A 15,243-nucleotide genomic window follows, 5' to 3' on the forward strand; every position below is an offset into this window, starting at 1 on the left:
CGACTTAGCAGTTGGTAAAAATGCTATTGTCGATCACCGCGCCCCCTGCCCCGACGGCGGCACCGGCGGGGTCGCAGACTTCGCGTCGCTGACCGCCTCGTCATACCAACCGGCCAGGTCGGCCTTCATGCTCCGCAGCGCATCCGGGTTGAGGTAGGTCATGTGCCCCGCCGGATAATAGGTGAAGCGCAAATTCGCCTGTTGCGCAGGCTCCAGCATCATATGGCCTAGGTCGTTCTCGGTGCCAAAGAACGGCGTGGCCATGTCGTAATAGCCGTTCATCGACAGCACCTTCAGATACGGGTTCGCCCGCATCGCGGCGGCGAGGTCGATCGCGGTGTTGGGATTATTCTGCGACCCGTCGGGCGACTTGTGCTTCCAGTTCCAGGTCCAGCCCGCCGCATCGCGTGCCGACAGGCGGTAGGGAAGCTCGGTCTTATAGCCGAGCGTCGATTGCAGATAATCCTGGAAGGACGCGATATAAGCGCCTGAAATCGCGTCCGAAGAGGCATCCGTCTCCGGCGCCTCACCCGCTGCGTCGGTGTCGATGCCGAGATAACGCGAGTCGAACCGCCCGACCGTGCGCGCCGATCCGCGCAGCAACTCCTTCTGAAAGCGCGGCAGGTCGATGCGCAGATTGGCGCGCTTGATATAATCGGGCGAGATGCCGATCAGGCGGCTCATCTGCTCGGCGATCTGGTCGCGCTCCTGCGGCGAGATAGTCTGTCCCTTGGCCAGCGCCGACATGTACGGCCCGACCGCGAAGGCCCGCGCCTGCGCCACCACGGTCGCGACATCGGCGGGGCGGTCGGCCAGGCGGTTGTGATACCAGGCGGTCGCCGCATAGCTGGGCAGGTAATTGAGATAGACCTGATCCAGCCCCGGCTGGCGATAACCGTAATTCATGATCGAGCTGAGCAGGATGACCCCGTTCAGCGCCATGCCCCGCTCCTGCAACTGATAGGCCAGCGCGCCCGAGCGCAGCGTGCCATAGCTTTCGCCGAGCAGGAATTTGGGGCTCATCCAGCGGCCATATTTGGTGACGTAGCGCTGGATTGCGCCTGCAAAGACGTCGACATCCTCGTCCACGCCGTAGAATTGCGCGGGCTTCATATCGCCCAGCGGCCGTGAATAGCCGGTGCCGATCGCGTCGAGGAACACCAGGTCTGTCTTGTCGAGCAGCGAGTCCGGGTTGGGCCCGACATCGTAAGGAGCGGGCCGCACGAATTCCGGGCTGGTCGTGCGGATACGGATGGGCGCGAACGACCCCATGCGCAGCCAGAAGGACGGCGATCCCGGCCCGCCATTGTACAGGAAGGTCACCGGCCGCTTGGTACCCGGCTTCACGCCGTCGAGCGTATAGGCGGTGTAGAACATCGAGGCGGTCGGTTTGCCCTCGATATCGCGGATGGTCAGCGTGCCCGCCGACGCGACATACGGGTAAGAGCGGCCGCCGATGGTCACGCTGTCGCGATGGCGTACCTCGGTCTCGTCGAGCGGCGCGCGGGCCCAGGCAGCCTCCACCTCGGCCTTGGCGGCTTCGTGGTGCGCGGCCTTCTTCTCCCCCTCCTCCTGCGCGGCGAGCGGCGCGGTCAGGGCAGTGGCGGCGAGGAGCAGGACAAGGCTGTTGCGGATCACGAAGCGCTCACGAAAAATCTGACGAGGCCGTCATCGTTCCCGCGTTTCGGAATGGGAAGCAAGGGGTCGAAGGGCCTGGGCGGCGATTATCGTTTGCCCCCGTTCGCACCAAGCGTGGCCGAAGGCCACGCTTATGCCTTGATACAGACGGTTCCCCGGCGAAGGCCGGGGTCCAGCTTCCACTTGGATGCGTTGGCATGGTGAATGTGAGGGGGAGGCAAATAGGCTGTGATCGGCCTAGCCTCCCACTCGCCGTTCTTATTCCCTCTCAACCTCACCGAAACTGGGCCCCGGCCTTCGCCGGGGAACAGTTTGGACTTCGGAGGCGCGCACGGGCTTCGATATCGTTGGGGCTGGACGGAGACTGGGCTGGCGGGGAACGGCCCCCGCCAGCCCTTCGATCATCGCGCCAGCCAAGCCTGGACGGCAGGCTTCAGGCGGTCGGCGACCGCCTTGCGCACCGCGATCTGCGCGATGGAGCGCTTGGCCCCGCCGCGCGAGCCCTCGGGCAGGTTGGCGGCGGCCCAGGCTTCGATCTTGCCGGGCATCGCCGGATCATTCGAGCCTGCGCCCAGCCCGACGATGAAGGTCGAACGGTTGCTCTCCTCCAGGAAGCTGTCGACCAGCGGCTTGTTCGCCACCGCCCAGTCGAACGCCAAGTCGGGATGCGCGCCCGCGATCGAGCGGAGCAGCGACGCGCGCTGCGGCGGGGTGAAGGTGTTGTCCTTCAAGACGCTCAGCGCCCGGCGCGCCGCCCCCTCGTCCTCGGCATAGCCCAGCAGCGAGACATAGCGGTTCTTGACGACCGGATTGCGCTCCGCCTTGGCCAGTTCATACAGCCGGTCCCATTCCGACAGCGTCGCGCGAGTGGCGTAGGTGGCCAGGATCGGCTGGCGGATCGCCGCCGGAATAGCGTCCGGGTTCTTCGCCAGCGCGGTGACATAGCCCCGCGCACGGGCCGCGACCATATCGTCGCCGCTGGTGCCCAGGCGGCCGATCAGCGTCTCGCGCAGGTTGGAGACGGGTGCCTCCTCGCCCGGCTTCGCCTCGAACCCGACCCGTGCCAGCACCGGCGACAGGATCGCCGCGATCTTGGCGCGCAGCGGCTTTTCAAGCGGCGTGCCCTCATACAGGCCGTCCAGGCGCGACAATTCTCCGGTTACGGTCTGCCACTCCAACGGATCGGCCTCGGGCTGGACCTGCGCCATCAGGTCGAACCAGCGGGCCAAGCTCTGATAGCCGCCCGCCGCCAGCGCATAATCGTCGCCCAGCGTACCCAGCCGGTCCTCCAGCGACAGCTTGGCATAGTCGCGTACGATCGCGGCATGGCCCGCATCGTCATACATGACGCGCGTGTAAGAGCCCTTGCCCTGGTTCAGGACCAGCGTGCCGCAGCCGCCGACGGTGACCGGCGCCGGGGTCGCCCCGGTGACGATGGTGCTGGTTTCACCGCCACCGATTGTCGCGACGCGGATCGGCACGTGCCAAGTCTGCGCGGCCTTCGACGCCTCGTCCAGGCCGAACCGGCCCTGCGACAGCATCGCCACCGTCTTGCCGCCCTCGCACCGCGTACCCGACAGGGTGATCAGCGGCACGCCGGGCTGCAGCGTGAAGTCGTGCGCAATGGCCGCGACGTTGGTGCCCGACGCCTTGGACAGTTCCTCCCACAGCTGCTCGGTCACCGTGTTCTGATACTTGTACTTGGCCATGTAGGACCGGATGCCCTTGCGGAACACGTCCGGGCCGAGCGTCGATTCCAGCATTCCGATGACCGCCTGGCCCTTCAGATAGGTGATGCTGTCGAACGCCTCGCCGATCTGGTCGACCGTCTCAACCTTGCGGATGATCGGATGGGTCGCGGCGGTGGCGTCGATGCCCATCGCCGATTCCCGCTCGCCCGCGATGTTGGCCGCGGCAGCCTTCCAGCTCGGGTTGAGGTCGTTGGACGCCTTGCCCTCCATCCACGACGCGAAGCCCTCGTTCAGCCAGAGATCGTCCCACCAGCGCGGGGTGACGAGATCGCCGAACCACTGGTGCGCCATTTCATGCGCGACGACGGTGTAGATGCGCTGGCGATTGCTCTCGGTCATGACCTTGGGATTGAAGAGCAGTTCGTTCTCGAAATAGAAGATCGCGCCCCAATTCTCCATCGCGCCGAAGAACTGGCTGGAGCCCGGCCCTGCGATCATGTCCATCTTGGGCAGCGGATAGGGGGTGCCGAAATAGTCGTTGTAATAGGACAGCAGCCTGGACGCGGAAGCCAGCGCATAATCGCCCTGGTCGACCACGCCCTTGCGGCTGACCACGCCGATCTGGACGCCGTTGGCATCCACCGTCTTGCGGTCGAGATTGCCCGAGCCGAAATAGAGCAGATAGCTCGACATGACCGGCGTCTCGTCGAAGCGATAGAGCTGGCTGCCATCGGCCTGGGTGGTGATGGAGGCGGCGGGCATGTTGCTGATCGCGCGCTGGCCCTTGGGCGCGGTGGCGCTCAGGCGGAACTTGGCCTTGAAGGCGGGCTCGTCCCACATCGGCGCGAAGCGGCGCGCATCGGGGGCCTCGAACTGGGTCGCCAGCATCCGGTCCGGCGTGCCGTCGGCATTCGTATAGTCGATCGCGAACAGGCCGTTGGCCGAACGGTTGATCGTGCCGGTCCAGGCCAGGCCGACCTTGTGCCGCCCGGCGCTCGCCGCCTGCGGCAGCGTCAGGGTCAGCGTCTGCGCGGTCTTGTCGAGCGCGAAGGGCACCGGCTTGCCGTCGAAGGTGGCGCGGGTCACCGTCAATTCCGCGGCGTTCAGGACGATGGTCGCGGTCGCCTGGCGCACATCGACATCGACCGTTTCCTCGCCCGCGAAGGTCATCGCCTTCGCATCGGGGCGGACGGTGATGTCGTACAGGACCGGCGCAACGGTCTGGGGCAACTGCCCGGCGGCAAGGGCGGGCGCGGAAACGGTCAGAGCAAGCAGGACGGACAGGGCGGACTTCATCGCGTTCAAGGCCTTTCGACGGAGAATGGCCAAGCTCTACGCCGTCAACGGCGCAAAGCAAATGACGCCTATGTCACTTTATTACATTCGCCGATCTCTCAGCCTCTCTGGACAGACCTTACGTTTACGTTATCGTCAAGCCATGAGCCTGCCCCCTGCCCTGAGTCGCCCGCCCTTCGACCGTTTGACGCTGCCGGTCATCGGATCGCCGTTGTTCATCATCTCCAATCCCGATCTGGTCATCGCCCAGTGCAAGGCGGGGATCGTGGGGTCCTTCCCGGCGCTGAATGCGCGGCCCGCCAGCCTGCTCGACGAATGGCTGCATCGCATTACCGAGGAGCTGGCGGCGCATGACCGGGCGCATCCCGACCGTCCGGCCGCGCCCTTTGCGGTCAACCAGATCGTCCACCGCTCCAACGATCGGCTGGAAGCCGATCTGGCGGTCTGCGCCAAATGGAAGGTGCCGATCGTCATCACCTCGCTGGGTGCGCGCGAGGACCTGAATGCGGGCGTGCGCAGCTGGGGCGGGATCACGCTGCACGACGTGATCGACGACCGGTTCGCGCACAAGGCGGTCGAAAAGGGCGCGGACGGCTTGATCGCGGTGGCAACGGGCGCGGGTGGCCATGCCGGGCGGCTGTCGCCCTTCGCACTGGTCCAGGAAATCCGGGCGTGGTTCGACGGCCCCCTCGCGCTGGCGGGCGCCATCGCGACCGGCGACGCGATCCTGGCGGCGCAGGCGATGGGCGCCGACTTCGCCTATATCGGCTCCCCCTTCATCGCGACGCAGGAAGCCAACGCGGCCGAGGCATACAAGCAGGCGGTAGTCGACGGCGGGGCGAGCGACATCATCTACTCCAGCCTGTTTACCGGGGTGCACGGCAATTATCTGCGCGCCTCGATCGTGGCTGCGGGGCTGGACCCTGATCACCTGCCCGATGGCGATGCCCAGACGATGAACTTCGGCGGCGGCCAGGCAGCCAAGGCATGGCGCGACATCTGGGGTGCGGGCCAAGGCATCGGCGCGGTCGACAGGATCGTCCCCGCCGCCGAGCGGATCGCGACCCTGGCCCAGCAATATGCGGCGGCGCGGGAACGCCTGTCGCTGAGAGGCTAAGCCTTAAAAGGCTTGGTCGAGCCGGGCGTGGAGCAACTGTACCGGGCCGACCTCCGGCATATGCTGGTCGGCCAGTTGGTCCAGCCGCTGGACCCGCCGATGCAGGTCCAGGCTGGCCCAGGTCAGCGTCCGGGCATGGGGCGGCAGCTCGACCACATCCCGCTCCTCCGACTCAGGTGAACTGCCCAGCCGCCGCACGGGCTCGCGCGCCTCGGTCCAGCCCATCTCACCCGCCTCCACGGCCCGCTGGGTCAGGACCCACGCGATGACGTGCATCAGCCGCGTCGTCACTTTCAGGGATTCGCAGGAAAAGGCGACGCGTGCGACCGGGTCGAGCGATTCGCGTTCCTGCCGTCCGATCCCATCGAAATAGCCGCGCGCCGCCTCCGCCAAGGTCATGGCCTCGCTGAAAAGGCCATCGATCAGCTTCGATTGAAACGGGGAGTCGGACAGGGCGAGGATCATGACCATATCGCTCGCATGAGGCGGAAGGGTCGGACAAGGGCCTGGATCGGCACGCCTGTCCCGATACGATGCGGGGTCAGGCGATGATGTCGGGGATCAGTCGATCTTCCAACTCGGCCAGCTCGTCGCGCAGGCGCAATTTACGTTTCTTCAGGCGCGCGATCTGCAACTGGTCGGGGGTATTGGACTGCAACAACGCCGCGATCGCATCGTCCAGATCACGATGCTCCATGCGCAACAGGTCGATCCGCGCGCGCGCCAGCGTGATGTCCATCCTGCTCTCCCTGCCGGGTCGGCGCGGGGAAAGCCCGACACCACATGCGCCCCTGTAGCAAGCCTGTGTCCGCGCGGCGAGAGGCGGTAGCACGTCCCATCGCGTCGTCCCGCCAAATCGCTCGACCGGTCGATTCTGACCAAAATGTGGGGGGACAGACAGGCGATTTGGTGATTTACTGACTCTCCCGAAGCAAACGACAGGAGGTTGAAGCCCTATGCATACGGCGCATCAAACGGCCCTGGAGACCAAGCACGCCACGCTCGACCGGCGAATCAGCGCCGAATCGCAGCGTCCCGTGCCAGACGCCTTAGTCCTGGCGGATCTGAAAAAGCAAAAGCTGAAGCTGAAGGAAGAATTGCAAGGCCTATAGGCCCTGTCCGGCCGCGCGGGTCACCGGACCCGCCGCGGCCCTTGCGGGGGCGCTATGCGATATCGCCCGACATCGCAAAACAAACGCGGAGTGTACGAGCCCCGCACCAAAAATTCTGTTTTCCCGAATGCGCGACCTTAGCGGCCGAACGGCTTGGTCTTCGGCACCGTGGCGGACTTGGCATAATCCGGGGTCAAGGCGCCCCCACCTACCGGTTTGCGAACCATCTTCGGATCGATCTGCCGATCGAAGGCGACGCCGACGCGGCCCTGGGTACACCAGGCGATACGGCCCGAAATCGCGCCCACACCGCGCAGGTCGAGCGCCACCGGCGAGCCGATTTCCGCCGACACCGGAAGTTCGGCCATCAGCCCGCCCTCGGAGATATTGCGGACCCGCACCTCGCGCGGCGCGGTCTCACCGTCCAGCGTCATGTGCGCCATCAGCAACAGGCTGTCACGCTGGCCCGCCCGGTCGCTCTGATCCTGTTCGTTCTCGGTCATCGCTGATCCGGTTTCAGGGGTGCGGTTGATCGCGTCCATATCGACTTCCGTGTTCGACGATTATGCGGCCAAGCGGATTACGCAAATCCACATTGCCAATCTATTAATGCAAACCGGACGGCACAGGATCGCCACCCAGGACAAGCCCTTTTGCGCTTATCCTGAGCGGTGGGTCGATCACGGCTCCGACAAGCCGAACCGCGCCGACCGTCGTCGCATCAATCGTCGCGCGAAACCTTTTCGTTGCGCTCGTGCCGCTCCTGCGCCTCGACCGTCATGGTCGCGATGGGACGCGCCTCCAGGCGGCCCAGGCTGATCGGCTCGCCGGTCACTTCGCAATAGCCATATTCGCCTTCGTCGAGGCGGCGAAGGGCCGCATCGATCTTGGATATCAGCTTGCGCTGGCGATCGCGGGTGCGCAGCTCGATCGACCAGTCGGTTTCGCTCGACGCACGATCGGTCAGATCGGGTTCGCGCAGCGAATCAATCTGAAGCTGCGACAGGGTGCCCTGCGCCTCGCGCTGGATCGATTCCTTCCATTCGATCAGCTTGCGCCGAAAATAAGCCTGCTGCTTCAGGCTCATGAACGGCTCGTCCGCGCTCGGACGATAATTCTCGTCGATATCGTTGGCCACATCCGGCCCAGTGGAATCCGTCACGCGATTAAACACCGTCGCCATACCACTCTCCCAAAGGGCCCGTCGGTGCGACGTTCGGCACCGTAATAATCGGGACCGCCCCCTGATGGTCGAGAGGGCCTATAGTCGGTGCCACCTTCTGCCGCAAGCGACCACCATTTCATCGTAACTATCATTTCTATAATAATATTGCGGCATGAACCGAATATGGACGCAACGCCTCGTAATCGGAGTATTTCCACACCCGATCATCGAATCTCCCATCGGACCAAGGTGGATTGCGTATCCGACAGAAAGTTCCCCGCGACCGAATCCCAAAGCCGGACGTTATCCAGAACTAGGGGGTTGGAGCTTAAGGCTTTCTTGGTCACTATGATGACATAGGCGTACCGATAAGCGCGTGCGGGCCGTCGGGCGGCCAGACCGCGTGACGGGCGCGGCGGTTGGGATGGCACCGTGTTGAGGATGTGAGAATGTCAGTGCGAATGGCCTTGGCGAAGCTGACGGCATGTGCCGCGGGCGGTGCCGTGATCGGCGGAGGGGCCGTCCACATGGTGGACCATCCCCAGCGCCCTGCGCTGGTCAAGCAGACCAAGGTGAAGAAGAAGCGGATCGTTCACCGCGATCCGCCGCGCGTGCCGCGTCGTTTCGTCACGCGCCGCGTCGCCACCACCACGACCACGCCGCCGCCCACCATCGTGACCGTGACTACCGAAGCGCCCCCGGTTCCCATTCCCCTGCCCCCTACCGGCCCGTCGCTGGCATCGGGCGGTGGCTATGTCCCCGCCGTGATCGGCGGCTGGGGTGGCGGCTTCGGCGGAGGCTGGGGCGGCGGCTTTGGCGGGGGCTTCGGCTTTGGCGGGGGCGGCTCCAGCGGCAGCGTGGTGATCTCCTCGACCAGCAGCGGCGGATCGACATCCACCTCGTCCGCCTCGGGTGGATCGGGCGGATCGTCCAGTTCCAGCTCTACCGGCGGGGTCAGCAGCACGTCGTCCAGTGGAAATGTGTCGAGCACGTCGTCCAGCGGAAACGTATCATCCACGTCTTCGACCGGAGGTTCATCCACTTCCTCGGGCAACGTGTCGTCGACATCCTCGACGGGCGGCTCTTCCACCTCGACCGGGGGGTCGTCCACCTCGTCGGGCAACATCTCCTCGACCAGCGCGTCTTCAGGCAATGTGAGTTCGTCGAGCGCGTCGAGCACCTCCTCGGCTTCGTCCACGTCCTCGGCATCGTCCGCTTCGTCCAGCGGCTATGGGTCGAGCAGCGATGGCTGGTCGTCCAACGGCTCCTCGGCCAGTTCGGCGTCGAGTGCGTCCAGCGCTTCGTCGGCGAGCAGTGCGTCCTCGTCGGGCAATGACGATCCGCCGCCGCCTACCCCGGTGCCCGCTCCGCCGATGGTGCTGCTCTTTGGCGGCGCGGCAGCGGCGCTCGTCATCCGGCGGCGACTGGCCAGGCCCAAAGCGGCCTGAACCTGACACCGCCGCCGAACGCGGGGCGGCGCTTTACGCCTTTTGCAGTGCGGCCTCGATGTCCGGCACGGGATGGCCGGTCAGGTCCTTGGCGAGTTCGCCGACCAGCCGGTCCTCGACCGCCTTGTGATAATGTTTGCGCAGTTCGCCCAACGTCTTGGGCGGGGCAACGACGATCAGCGACTCGAACTCGTTGGCGAGCGCGCGGCGCTTAAGCATCTCGGCGGTCTCGGCCGCGAAGCGATCTTCCTCCTGCTGGTGGAAATCGGTCTCGCCCATCGTGCCGCCGGTGGTTGAGGACGCCTGGCCTGCCCGGTCGGTTTTCTGGTCGTGGTCGGCAGGATTGGGATGTTCCACCGCCTGCTCGACGATCAGATTGGGATATTCGGCATCCCCATCGTTCCGAAAGAACAGGCTCTTGCGGCCATCTACGACCAGCACGAAGCTGTTATGCGGCACCTGCATCGCGTTTCTCCTTCTATGAGCACCGGGATAACGCGGAGGCTTCGCCACGGGTTGCGTGTCGGCGGAGCGGAGGCCATAGCCTCGACCCCATGCACGACATCCAATCGATACGGAAAGAACCCGCCGCCTTCGACGCCGCTCTTGCCAAGCGGGGCGCCGTCCCCCAGGCTGACAGCCTGATCGCGATCGACCAGCGTCGCCGCACCGTCATCGACGAAGCGCAGGCCGCGCAGACCCGCCGCAACGACCTGTCCAAGCAGATCGGCCAGGCCAAGGCGGCGGGCGACCATGCCCGCGCCGAGGCGCTGATGCAGGAAGTGGCACAGATCAAGGCGCGCCTGCCCGAGTTGGAGGAGCAGGAGCGCATCGTCGCGGCCGAGCTGAACACCGCGCTTGCCGCCATTCCCAACCTGCCCGCCGCCGATGTGCCGGCAGGCGCGGACGAGAATGACAATGTTCTGGTTCATCAGAAGGGCGAGCCTGCGACCTTCTCTTTCGAGGCGCGCGAGCATGACGTGATCGCCCCCGCCCTGGGCATGGATTTCGAGACCGGCGTCGCCCTGTCGGGCGCACGCTTCACCCTGCTGCGCGGGGCGATGGCACGGCTGTCGCGTGCGCTCGGCCAGTTCATGCTCGACCGCATGACCGAGGAAAACGGCTTCGAGCTGGTCCAGCCGCCGCTGCTGGTCCGCGACGAGGCCGCGTTCGGCACCGGCCAGCTGCCCAAGTTCGCCGACGACCTGTTCCGCACCACCGACGGCCGCTGGTTGATCCCCACGGCCGAAGTCTCGCTGACCAATATCGTGCGCGAGGCGATCCTGAGCGAGGCGGAGCTGCCGCTACGCTTCACCGCGCTGACCCCCTGCTTCCGCTCGGAAGCGGGCGCGGCGGGACGCGACACGCGCGGTCTGATCCGCCAGCACCAGTTCGACAAGGTCGAGATGGTGTCGATCACCACGCCCGAACAGTCTGACACGGAACATGAGCGGATGACCGTCTGCGCCGAGGGCGTGCTCGAGGCACTGGGCCTGCCCTATCGCCGGATGCTGCTGTGCACCGGTGACATGGGCTTTTCGGCCGCGCGCACCTTTGATCTGGAGGTCTGGCTGCCCGGACAGGCGCGCTATCGCGAGATTTCGTCCTGCTCGACCTGCACCGATTTCCAGGCGCGGCGGATGATGGCGCGCTATCGCCCCACCGAGGGCAAGGGCACCCGCTTCGTCCACACCCTCAACGGCTCGGGACTTGCGGTCGGCCGGACGCTCGTCGCGGTGATCGAGAATTACCAGCAGGCCGATGGCTCGGTCGTCGTGCCCGAGATTCTTCGGCCTTATCTCGGCGGACAGGCGGTGCTGGAGCCGCGCTGATGCGCATCCTGCTCACCAACGACGATGGCTATCATGCGCCGGGGCTTGCCGCGCTGGAGCGGATTGCCGTCGCGCTGTCCGACGATGTCTGGATCGTCGCCCCGGCCGAGGACCAGTCGGGAACCAGCCGCTCGCTGACCCTGACCCGCCCGATGCGGCTGCGCCAGTTCGGCGAGCGGCGCTTTGCCGTCACCGGCACGCCGACCGATTCGGTGCTGTTGGCGCTGGGTGAAGTGATGAGGGACAAAAAGCCCGACCTGATCCTGTCCGGCGTCAATCGCGGCGCCAATCTGGGCGAGGACGTGTTCTATTCCGGGACGGTTTCGGCGGCGATGGAAGGCGCGCTGGCGGGCATCCGATCCATCGCGCTCAGCCAGCGCTACCCTGCGCAAGGGGTCGGCGACCGCGTGTCCTTCGCCACGGCCGAGGCCTGGGGCGAACGCGTGCTGCGGCCGTTGCTGGCCCAGGATTTCGCGCCCCGGACGCTGGTCAATGTGAACTTCCCGCCCGTCGCGCCGGAGGCGGTGAAGGGCATCAGCGTCACCCGGCAGGGTTTGCGCGACTATGGCCGCGCCACGCTGGAGAAGCGCAGCGATCCGCGCGGTTACGACTATTACTGGCTGGCGCTCGGTCGCCTGCCGCATCAGCCGGGCGACGATACCGACTTGGATGCGGTGGCCGATGATCGGATCGCGGTCACGCCGCTGCATCTCGACCTGACGCACGCGGCTTCGCTTGCTATGCTTAACGAAGCGTATCGCTGAGTTAAGAGCCGGGGGGACTAAGGCGTGGGGCGGATTGTGACATCCATCGGCGGGGTGATCGGGGCCGGGTTGCTGTTATCCGCCTGCATTCCGAACATGGAGCCTCCGATGAGCGCGGCCGAGCCGGTCGCCCCGCCGCCGCCGCTTCCGCAGGCGAGCAGCGTCCCGCCCCGCCCCGTCACGCGCCCCGCCCCGACGCGACCGACGGCGCAGCGCCCCGGCACCGGTCGCCCCGCCCTTCGTCGTTCGGTGCCGGCCACGATCACCCAGCCCATCACGCGTTCGCCGCTGACGCCGCCGGTGGTCGACATCCCGCGCCAGCCGGTCTCCACCCTGCCCGCGCCGCGCCCATCCTGGGAGGTGCGCCCGGTCACGCCCGACGCACGCGAGATCGCCGACACCACCTATCTCGTTCGCCCCGGCGACACGCTGCGCGGCGTGGCCGATCGGACGGGTGCGGGATCGGAGGCGATCGCGCGCGCCAACGGCCTGACCCCGCCTTATGTCATCAAGGCCGGGCAGACGCTGACCATCCCCGGCGGCCGCTATCACCTCGTTCGCTCGGGCGAGAGCGGCATCGCCATCGCCCGCGCCTATGGCGTCGAATGGTCGCGTATCGTCGAGGCCAATGGCCTGACCGAGCCCTTCGTGCTGCGGGCCGGACAGCGCATCGTCATTCCGGGCGCCGCCACCAGGACCGCGACCGGCGCACCGGTCAGCAGCGCGGCCGAGCGTGCGGCGGCCTTCAAGCTGGACGTTGACGACATCCTGACCGGCGGCGAACCCGCGCTCGCCACCAACCAGGCCCCCGCCAAGCCCAGCCCCACGCCCAGCCGGGTCCTGCCGCCGACCGCCGTGGTCGCCGCCCCCACCCGCCTGCGCTCGGGCTTTGCCTGGCCGGTCGACGGCAAGGTGGTGAAGCGTTTCGGCGCGGGTTCCAGCGGGGAGCGCAATGACGGCATCAAGATCGCGGTGCCGATCGGTACGCCGATCAAGGCGACCGCCGACGGCGTCGTCGCCTATGTCGGTGACGGCATCGCCGCGCTGGGCGGCTTGGTCATCGTCAAGCATGGCGATGGCTGGACCAGCGTATATGGCCATGCCTCGAAACTGATGGTCCAGCGCGGCCAAAGCGTGAAGCGCGGCCAGACCCTGGCGCTGTCGGGCCAGACCGGTTTCGCCGACCGGCCCGAGCTGCATTTCGAGCTGCGTCGGGGCCGCCAGCCGGTCGATCCGCTCAGCCAGTTGCCTGGCCGCTAATGATGAACGCTGCCTAACGGGCGGTTCAGGATTCGGAACGCCACGACCTGTCATAGGTTGAAAACGAACTTGGGGCCGGTGCCCCTGGGAGTTGGCGTTATGAAGAAGATGTTTCAGGCCCTGGCCATGATCGGCCTTTCGGTGGTGGGCGTCGCGACGACGACGGCCCTTCCCCTGTCCTCGGCGCAGGCGCAGTCCTGGCGCGACGATGGTCCGCGCGGTGATCGCGACCGTTATGATCGCGAGCGCCGCGATTGGCGTCAGGATCGCCGTGACGACCGCCGCGACTGGCGTCAGGATCGCCGCGACGACGGTCGCGACTGGCGGGGCGAGCGGCGCGGCTGGCGCGACGATCGCGGCTGGCGCGGGGACGACTGGCGCGCGCGCCGCGAAGCCCGCACCGCGCGCGAATATGAGCGCGCACGGCGCACGCCGGGTTATGTCGATCCGCGTTCGCAGGGCGACTATACCAACTATACCGGACGCGGATCGGGCTATCGCCCCTGCAACTATGTTCGGCAGAACGGGCGCACCCTCTGCCGGTAAGCGATTATGAGGCGGCGCGGGCATCGGGTCCGCGCCGCTTTGCCGTTACCGGAGGGTGACGAACGCGGATCGGCGGTGTAACGAGCGCCGGTTATGGCATACACCTCCGATCTGCTTCGCACCCTGGATGAACGGGGTTACGTCCACCAGATGACCGACGCCGCGTCGCTCGACCGGCTCGCGACCGGGGGCGTGGTGCCCGGCTATATCGGCTTCGACCCCACCGCGCCGTCGCTTCACGTCGGCAGCTTGGTGCAGATCATGCTGCTGCGCCGGATGCAGCAGACCGGCCACAAGCCGATCGTCCTGATGGGCGGCGGCACCGGCAAGATCGGCGACCCCAGCTTCAAGGATGAAGCACGCAAGCTGCTCGGCGAGGACGGGATCAAGGCCAATGTGGCCTCGATCAAGCGCATCTTCGAGCGTTTCCTGACCTTTGGCGACGGCCCCACCGATGCGGTGATGGTCGACAATGCCGACTGGCTCGACAAGCTGGAATACATCCCCTTCCTGCGCGAGGTGGGCCAGCATTTCTCGGTCAACCGGATGCTCTCTTTCGATTCCGTGAAGCTGCGCCTGGACCGTGAGCAGTCGCTCAGCTTCCTCGAATTCAACTATATGATCCTGCAAGCCTACGACTTCCGCGAGCTGGCGCAGCGTCATGGCTGCCGCCTGCAGATGGGCGGGTCGGACCAGTGGGGCAATATCGTCAACGGCATCGAGCTGGCCCGCCGCATGGACGGGACCGAGGTGTTCGGCGTCACCACCCCGCTGATCACCACGGCCGATGGCGGCAAGATGGGCAAGACGATGGCCGGTGCGGTCTGGCTGCACGAGGATCAGCTGCCGCATTTCGATTACTGGCAGTTCTGGCGAAATACCGACGACCGCGACGTGGGCCGCTTCCTGCGCCTGTTCACCGATTTGCCGCTGGACGAGATCGCGCATCTCGAAAAGCTGGAAGGCGCGGAGATCAACGAAGCGAAGAAGATCCTCGCCAACGAAGCCACCGCCATGTGCCGTGGCCGCGCGGCGGCGGACGAAGCGGCGGAGACGGCACGTCGGACCTTTGAGGAAGGTTCGGCGGGCGCGGCATTGCCGAGCTTTGCGGTCGAGGGCGGATCGGTTTCCATCGTCGATGCGCTGATCGGCCTGGGCTTTGCCAAGTCTAAGGGCGAAGCACGGCGGCTGATCGCAGGCGGCGGCGCGCGGGTCGATGGCGAGAAGGTGGCGGACGAGAATGCCGTCATTGCCGTAGGTAGTGAGCCGGTGAAGCTGTCGTCGGGCAAGAAGAACCACGGTTTGCTTACGGCGGGGTGATGCCCTTCGACCTCACCGAGACTGAACAGAGGTTGGGACCTCCTTGCTCTCCAT

16 protein-coding genes are annotated in these 15,243 nt (G+C 66.2%); 7 read left to right on the forward strand and 9 right to left on the reverse strand.

Translation table 11 applies throughout. The annotated features are described in order from the left end of the window. Positions 1 to 33 precede the first annotated feature (33 nt). Entirely contained in the window at positions 34 to 1,638 is a 1,605-nt protein-coding gene (locus tag SSA01S_RS02565; RefSeq protein ID WP_061779057.1) for a S10 family peptidase, read from the reverse strand. A 401-nt stretch (positions 1,639 to 2,039) separates the two neighbouring features. Next, positions 2,040 to 4,625 (reverse strand): M1 family metallopeptidase, encoded by a 2,586-nt coding sequence (locus tag SSA01S_RS02570; protein ID WP_061779058.1) that lies wholly within the window; start codon positions 4,623 to 4,625, stop codon positions 2,040 to 2,042. Between the two features lie 142 nt (positions 4,626 to 4,767). Here SSA01S_RS02570 and SSA01S_RS02575 point away from each other — a divergent pair, with 142 nt between their 5' ends. Next, on the forward strand, positions 4,768 to 5,742 hold the full coding sequence (locus tag SSA01S_RS02575) for an NAD(P)H-dependent flavin oxidoreductase (RefSeq protein ID WP_061779059.1): 975 nt from the start codon (positions 4,768 to 4,770) through the stop codon (positions 5,740 to 5,742). A 3-nt stretch (positions 5,743 to 5,745) separates the two neighbouring features. Here SSA01S_RS02575 and SSA01S_RS02580 read toward each other — a convergent pair whose 3' ends face one another. After that, positions 5,746 to 6,207 (reverse strand): DUF1465 family protein, encoded by a 462-nt coding sequence (locus SSA01S_RS02580; protein WP_061779113.1) that lies wholly within the window; start codon positions 6,205 to 6,207, stop codon positions 5,746 to 5,748. 76 nt (positions 6,208 to 6,283) lie between these two features. Continuing rightward, positions 6,284 to 6,481 carry a YdcH family protein gene (locus SSA01S_RS02585; protein WP_058717638.1) on the reverse strand — a complete coding sequence of 66 codons (198 nt, stop codon included), beginning with the start codon at positions 6,479 to 6,481 and terminating at the stop codon, positions 6,284 to 6,286. Positions 6,482 to 6,698: 217 nt separating this feature from the next. On the opposite strand from SSA01S_RS02585, the gene SSA01S_RS18995 reads away from it, so the two are divergent. Beyond that, positions 6,699 to 6,854 (forward strand): DUF465 domain-containing protein, encoded by a 156-nt coding sequence (locus SSA01S_RS18995; protein ID WP_082670152.1) that lies wholly within the window; start codon positions 6,699 to 6,701, stop codon positions 6,852 to 6,854. A gap of 137 nt (positions 6,855 to 6,991) precedes the next feature. Here the strand turns inward: SSA01S_RS18995 and SSA01S_RS02590 are convergent, their stop codons facing one another. The 5 genes from SSA01S_RS02590 to SSA01S_RS02610 all read right to left on the reverse strand — a co-directional run bounded on the left by SSA01S_RS02590 (position 6,992) and on the right by SSA01S_RS02610 (position 9,932). Further along, positions 6,992 to 7,396: a PilZ domain-containing protein gene (locus SSA01S_RS02590; protein ID WP_082794892.1), complete on the reverse strand. Its 405-nt coding sequence runs from the start codon at positions 7,394 to 7,396 to the stop codon at positions 6,992 to 6,994. A gap of 179 nt (positions 7,397 to 7,575) precedes the next feature. Continuing rightward, on the reverse strand, positions 7,576 to 8,037 hold the full coding sequence (gene dksA / locus SSA01S_RS02595) for an RNA polymerase-binding protein DksA (protein ID WP_061779060.1): 462 nt from the start codon (positions 8,035 to 8,037) through the stop codon (positions 7,576 to 7,578). Between the two features lie 733 nt (positions 8,038 to 8,770). Continuing rightward, positions 8,771 to 9,217 carry a hypothetical protein gene (locus SSA01S_RS02600; RefSeq protein WP_061779061.1) on the reverse strand — a complete coding sequence of 149 codons (447 nt, stop codon included), beginning with the start codon at positions 9,215 to 9,217 and terminating at the stop codon, positions 8,771 to 8,773. Between the two features lie 30 nt (positions 9,218 to 9,247). Next, entirely contained in the window at positions 9,248 to 9,433 is a 186-nt protein-coding gene (locus SSA01S_RS02605; protein WP_061779062.1) for a hypothetical protein, read from the reverse strand. Positions 9,434 to 9,500: 67 nt separating this feature from the next. After that, entirely contained in the window at positions 9,501 to 9,932 is a 432-nt protein-coding gene (locus SSA01S_RS02610) for a host attachment family protein (RefSeq protein WP_061779063.1), read from the reverse strand. 89 nt (positions 9,933 to 10,021) lie between these two features. On the opposite strand from SSA01S_RS02610, the gene serS reads away from it, so the two are divergent. The 5 genes from serS (at position 10,022) to tyrS (ending at position 15,189) form a co-directional block, all read left to right on the forward strand. Next, entirely contained in the window at positions 10,022 to 11,299 is a 1,278-nt protein-coding gene (gene serS / locus SSA01S_RS02615) for a serine--tRNA ligase (protein WP_061779064.1), read from the forward strand. Next, entirely contained in the window at positions 11,299 to 12,063 is a 765-nt protein-coding gene (gene surE / locus SSA01S_RS02620; protein WP_061779065.1) for a 5'/3'-nucleotidase SurE, read from the forward strand. The genes serS and surE overlap by 1 nt, the downstream gene beginning before the upstream one ends. Positions 12,064 to 12,171: 108 nt before the next feature. Beyond that, the gene (locus SSA01S_RS02625) at positions 12,172 to 13,323 is read left to right on the forward strand and encodes a M23 family metallopeptidase (protein WP_240954553.1); all 1,152 of its coding nucleotides are present in this window, start codon (positions 12,172 to 12,174) and stop codon (positions 13,321 to 13,323) included. Between the two features lie 99 nt (positions 13,324 to 13,422). Continuing rightward, the gene (locus SSA01S_RS19940) at positions 13,423 to 13,869 is read left to right on the forward strand and encodes a hypothetical protein (RefSeq protein WP_176573038.1); all 447 of its coding nucleotides are present in this window, start codon (positions 13,423 to 13,425) and stop codon (positions 13,867 to 13,869) included. Between the two features lie 93 nt (positions 13,870 to 13,962). After that, complete coding sequence (gene tyrS, locus SSA01S_RS02635) at positions 13,963 to 15,189, forward strand: tyrosine--tRNA ligase (RefSeq protein WP_061779066.1); 1,227 nt, start codon at positions 13,963 to 13,965, stop codon at positions 15,187 to 15,189. Positions 15,190 to 15,243 lie beyond the last annotated feature (54 nt).

Origin of the sequence: Sphingomonas sanguinis NBRC 13937, assembly GCF_001591005.1 — a bacterium.
GTDB classification, from domain to species: Bacteria; Pseudomonadota; Alphaproteobacteria; order Sphingomonadales; family Sphingomonadaceae; genus Sphingomonas; species Sphingomonas sanguinis.

Bases quoted from the DNA above. Each gene is read 5' to 3' on its own strand.
- serS (WP_061779064.1), top strand. From the start codon at position 10,022: ATGCACGACATCCAATCGATACGGAAAGAACCCGCCGCCTTCGACGCC.
- SSA01S_RS02570 (WP_061779058.1), bottom strand. From the start codon at position 4,625: ATGAAGTCCGCCCTGTCCGTCCTGCTTGCTCTGACCGTTTCCGCGCCC.
- surE (WP_061779065.1), top strand. From the start codon at position 11,299: ATGCGCATCCTGCTCACCAACGACGATGGCTATCATGCGCCGGGGCTT.
- SSA01S_RS02580 (WP_061779113.1), bottom strand. From the start codon at position 6,207: ATGATCCTCGCCCTGTCCGACTCCCCGTTTCAATCGAAGCTGATCGAT.
- SSA01S_RS02575 (WP_061779059.1), top strand. From the start codon at position 4,768: ATGAGCCTGCCCCCTGCCCTGAGTCGCCCGCCCTTCGACCGTTTGACG.
- SSA01S_RS19940 (WP_176573038.1), top strand. From the start codon at position 13,423: ATGAAGAAGATGTTTCAGGCCCTGGCCATGATCGGCCTTTCGGTGGTG.
- dksA (WP_061779060.1), bottom strand. From the start codon at position 8,037: ATGGCGACGGTGTTTAATCGCGTGACGGATTCCACTGGGCCGGATGTG.
- SSA01S_RS02590 (WP_082794892.1), bottom strand. From the start codon at position 7,396: ATGGACGCGATCAACCGCACCCCTGAAACCGGATCAGCGATGACCGAG.
- SSA01S_RS02585 (WP_058717638.1), bottom strand. From the start codon at position 6,481: ATGGACATCACGCTGGCGCGCGCGCGGATCGACCTGTTGCGCATGGAG.
- SSA01S_RS02605 (WP_061779062.1), bottom strand. From the start codon at position 9,433: ATGACGAGCGCCGCTGCCGCGCCGCCAAAGAGCAGCACCATCGGCGGA.
- tyrS (WP_061779066.1), top strand. From the start codon at position 13,963: ATGGCATACACCTCCGATCTGCTTCGCACCCTGGATGAACGGGGTTAC.
- SSA01S_RS18995 (WP_082670152.1), top strand. From the start codon at position 6,699: ATGCATACGGCGCATCAAACGGCCCTGGAGACCAAGCACGCCACGCTC.
- SSA01S_RS02625 (WP_240954553.1), top strand. From the start codon at position 12,172: ATGAGCGCGGCCGAGCCGGTCGCCCCGCCGCCGCCGCTTCCGCAGGCG.
- SSA01S_RS02610 (WP_061779063.1), bottom strand. From the start codon at position 9,932: ATGCAGGTGCCGCATAACAGCTTCGTGCTGGTCGTAGATGGCCGCAAG.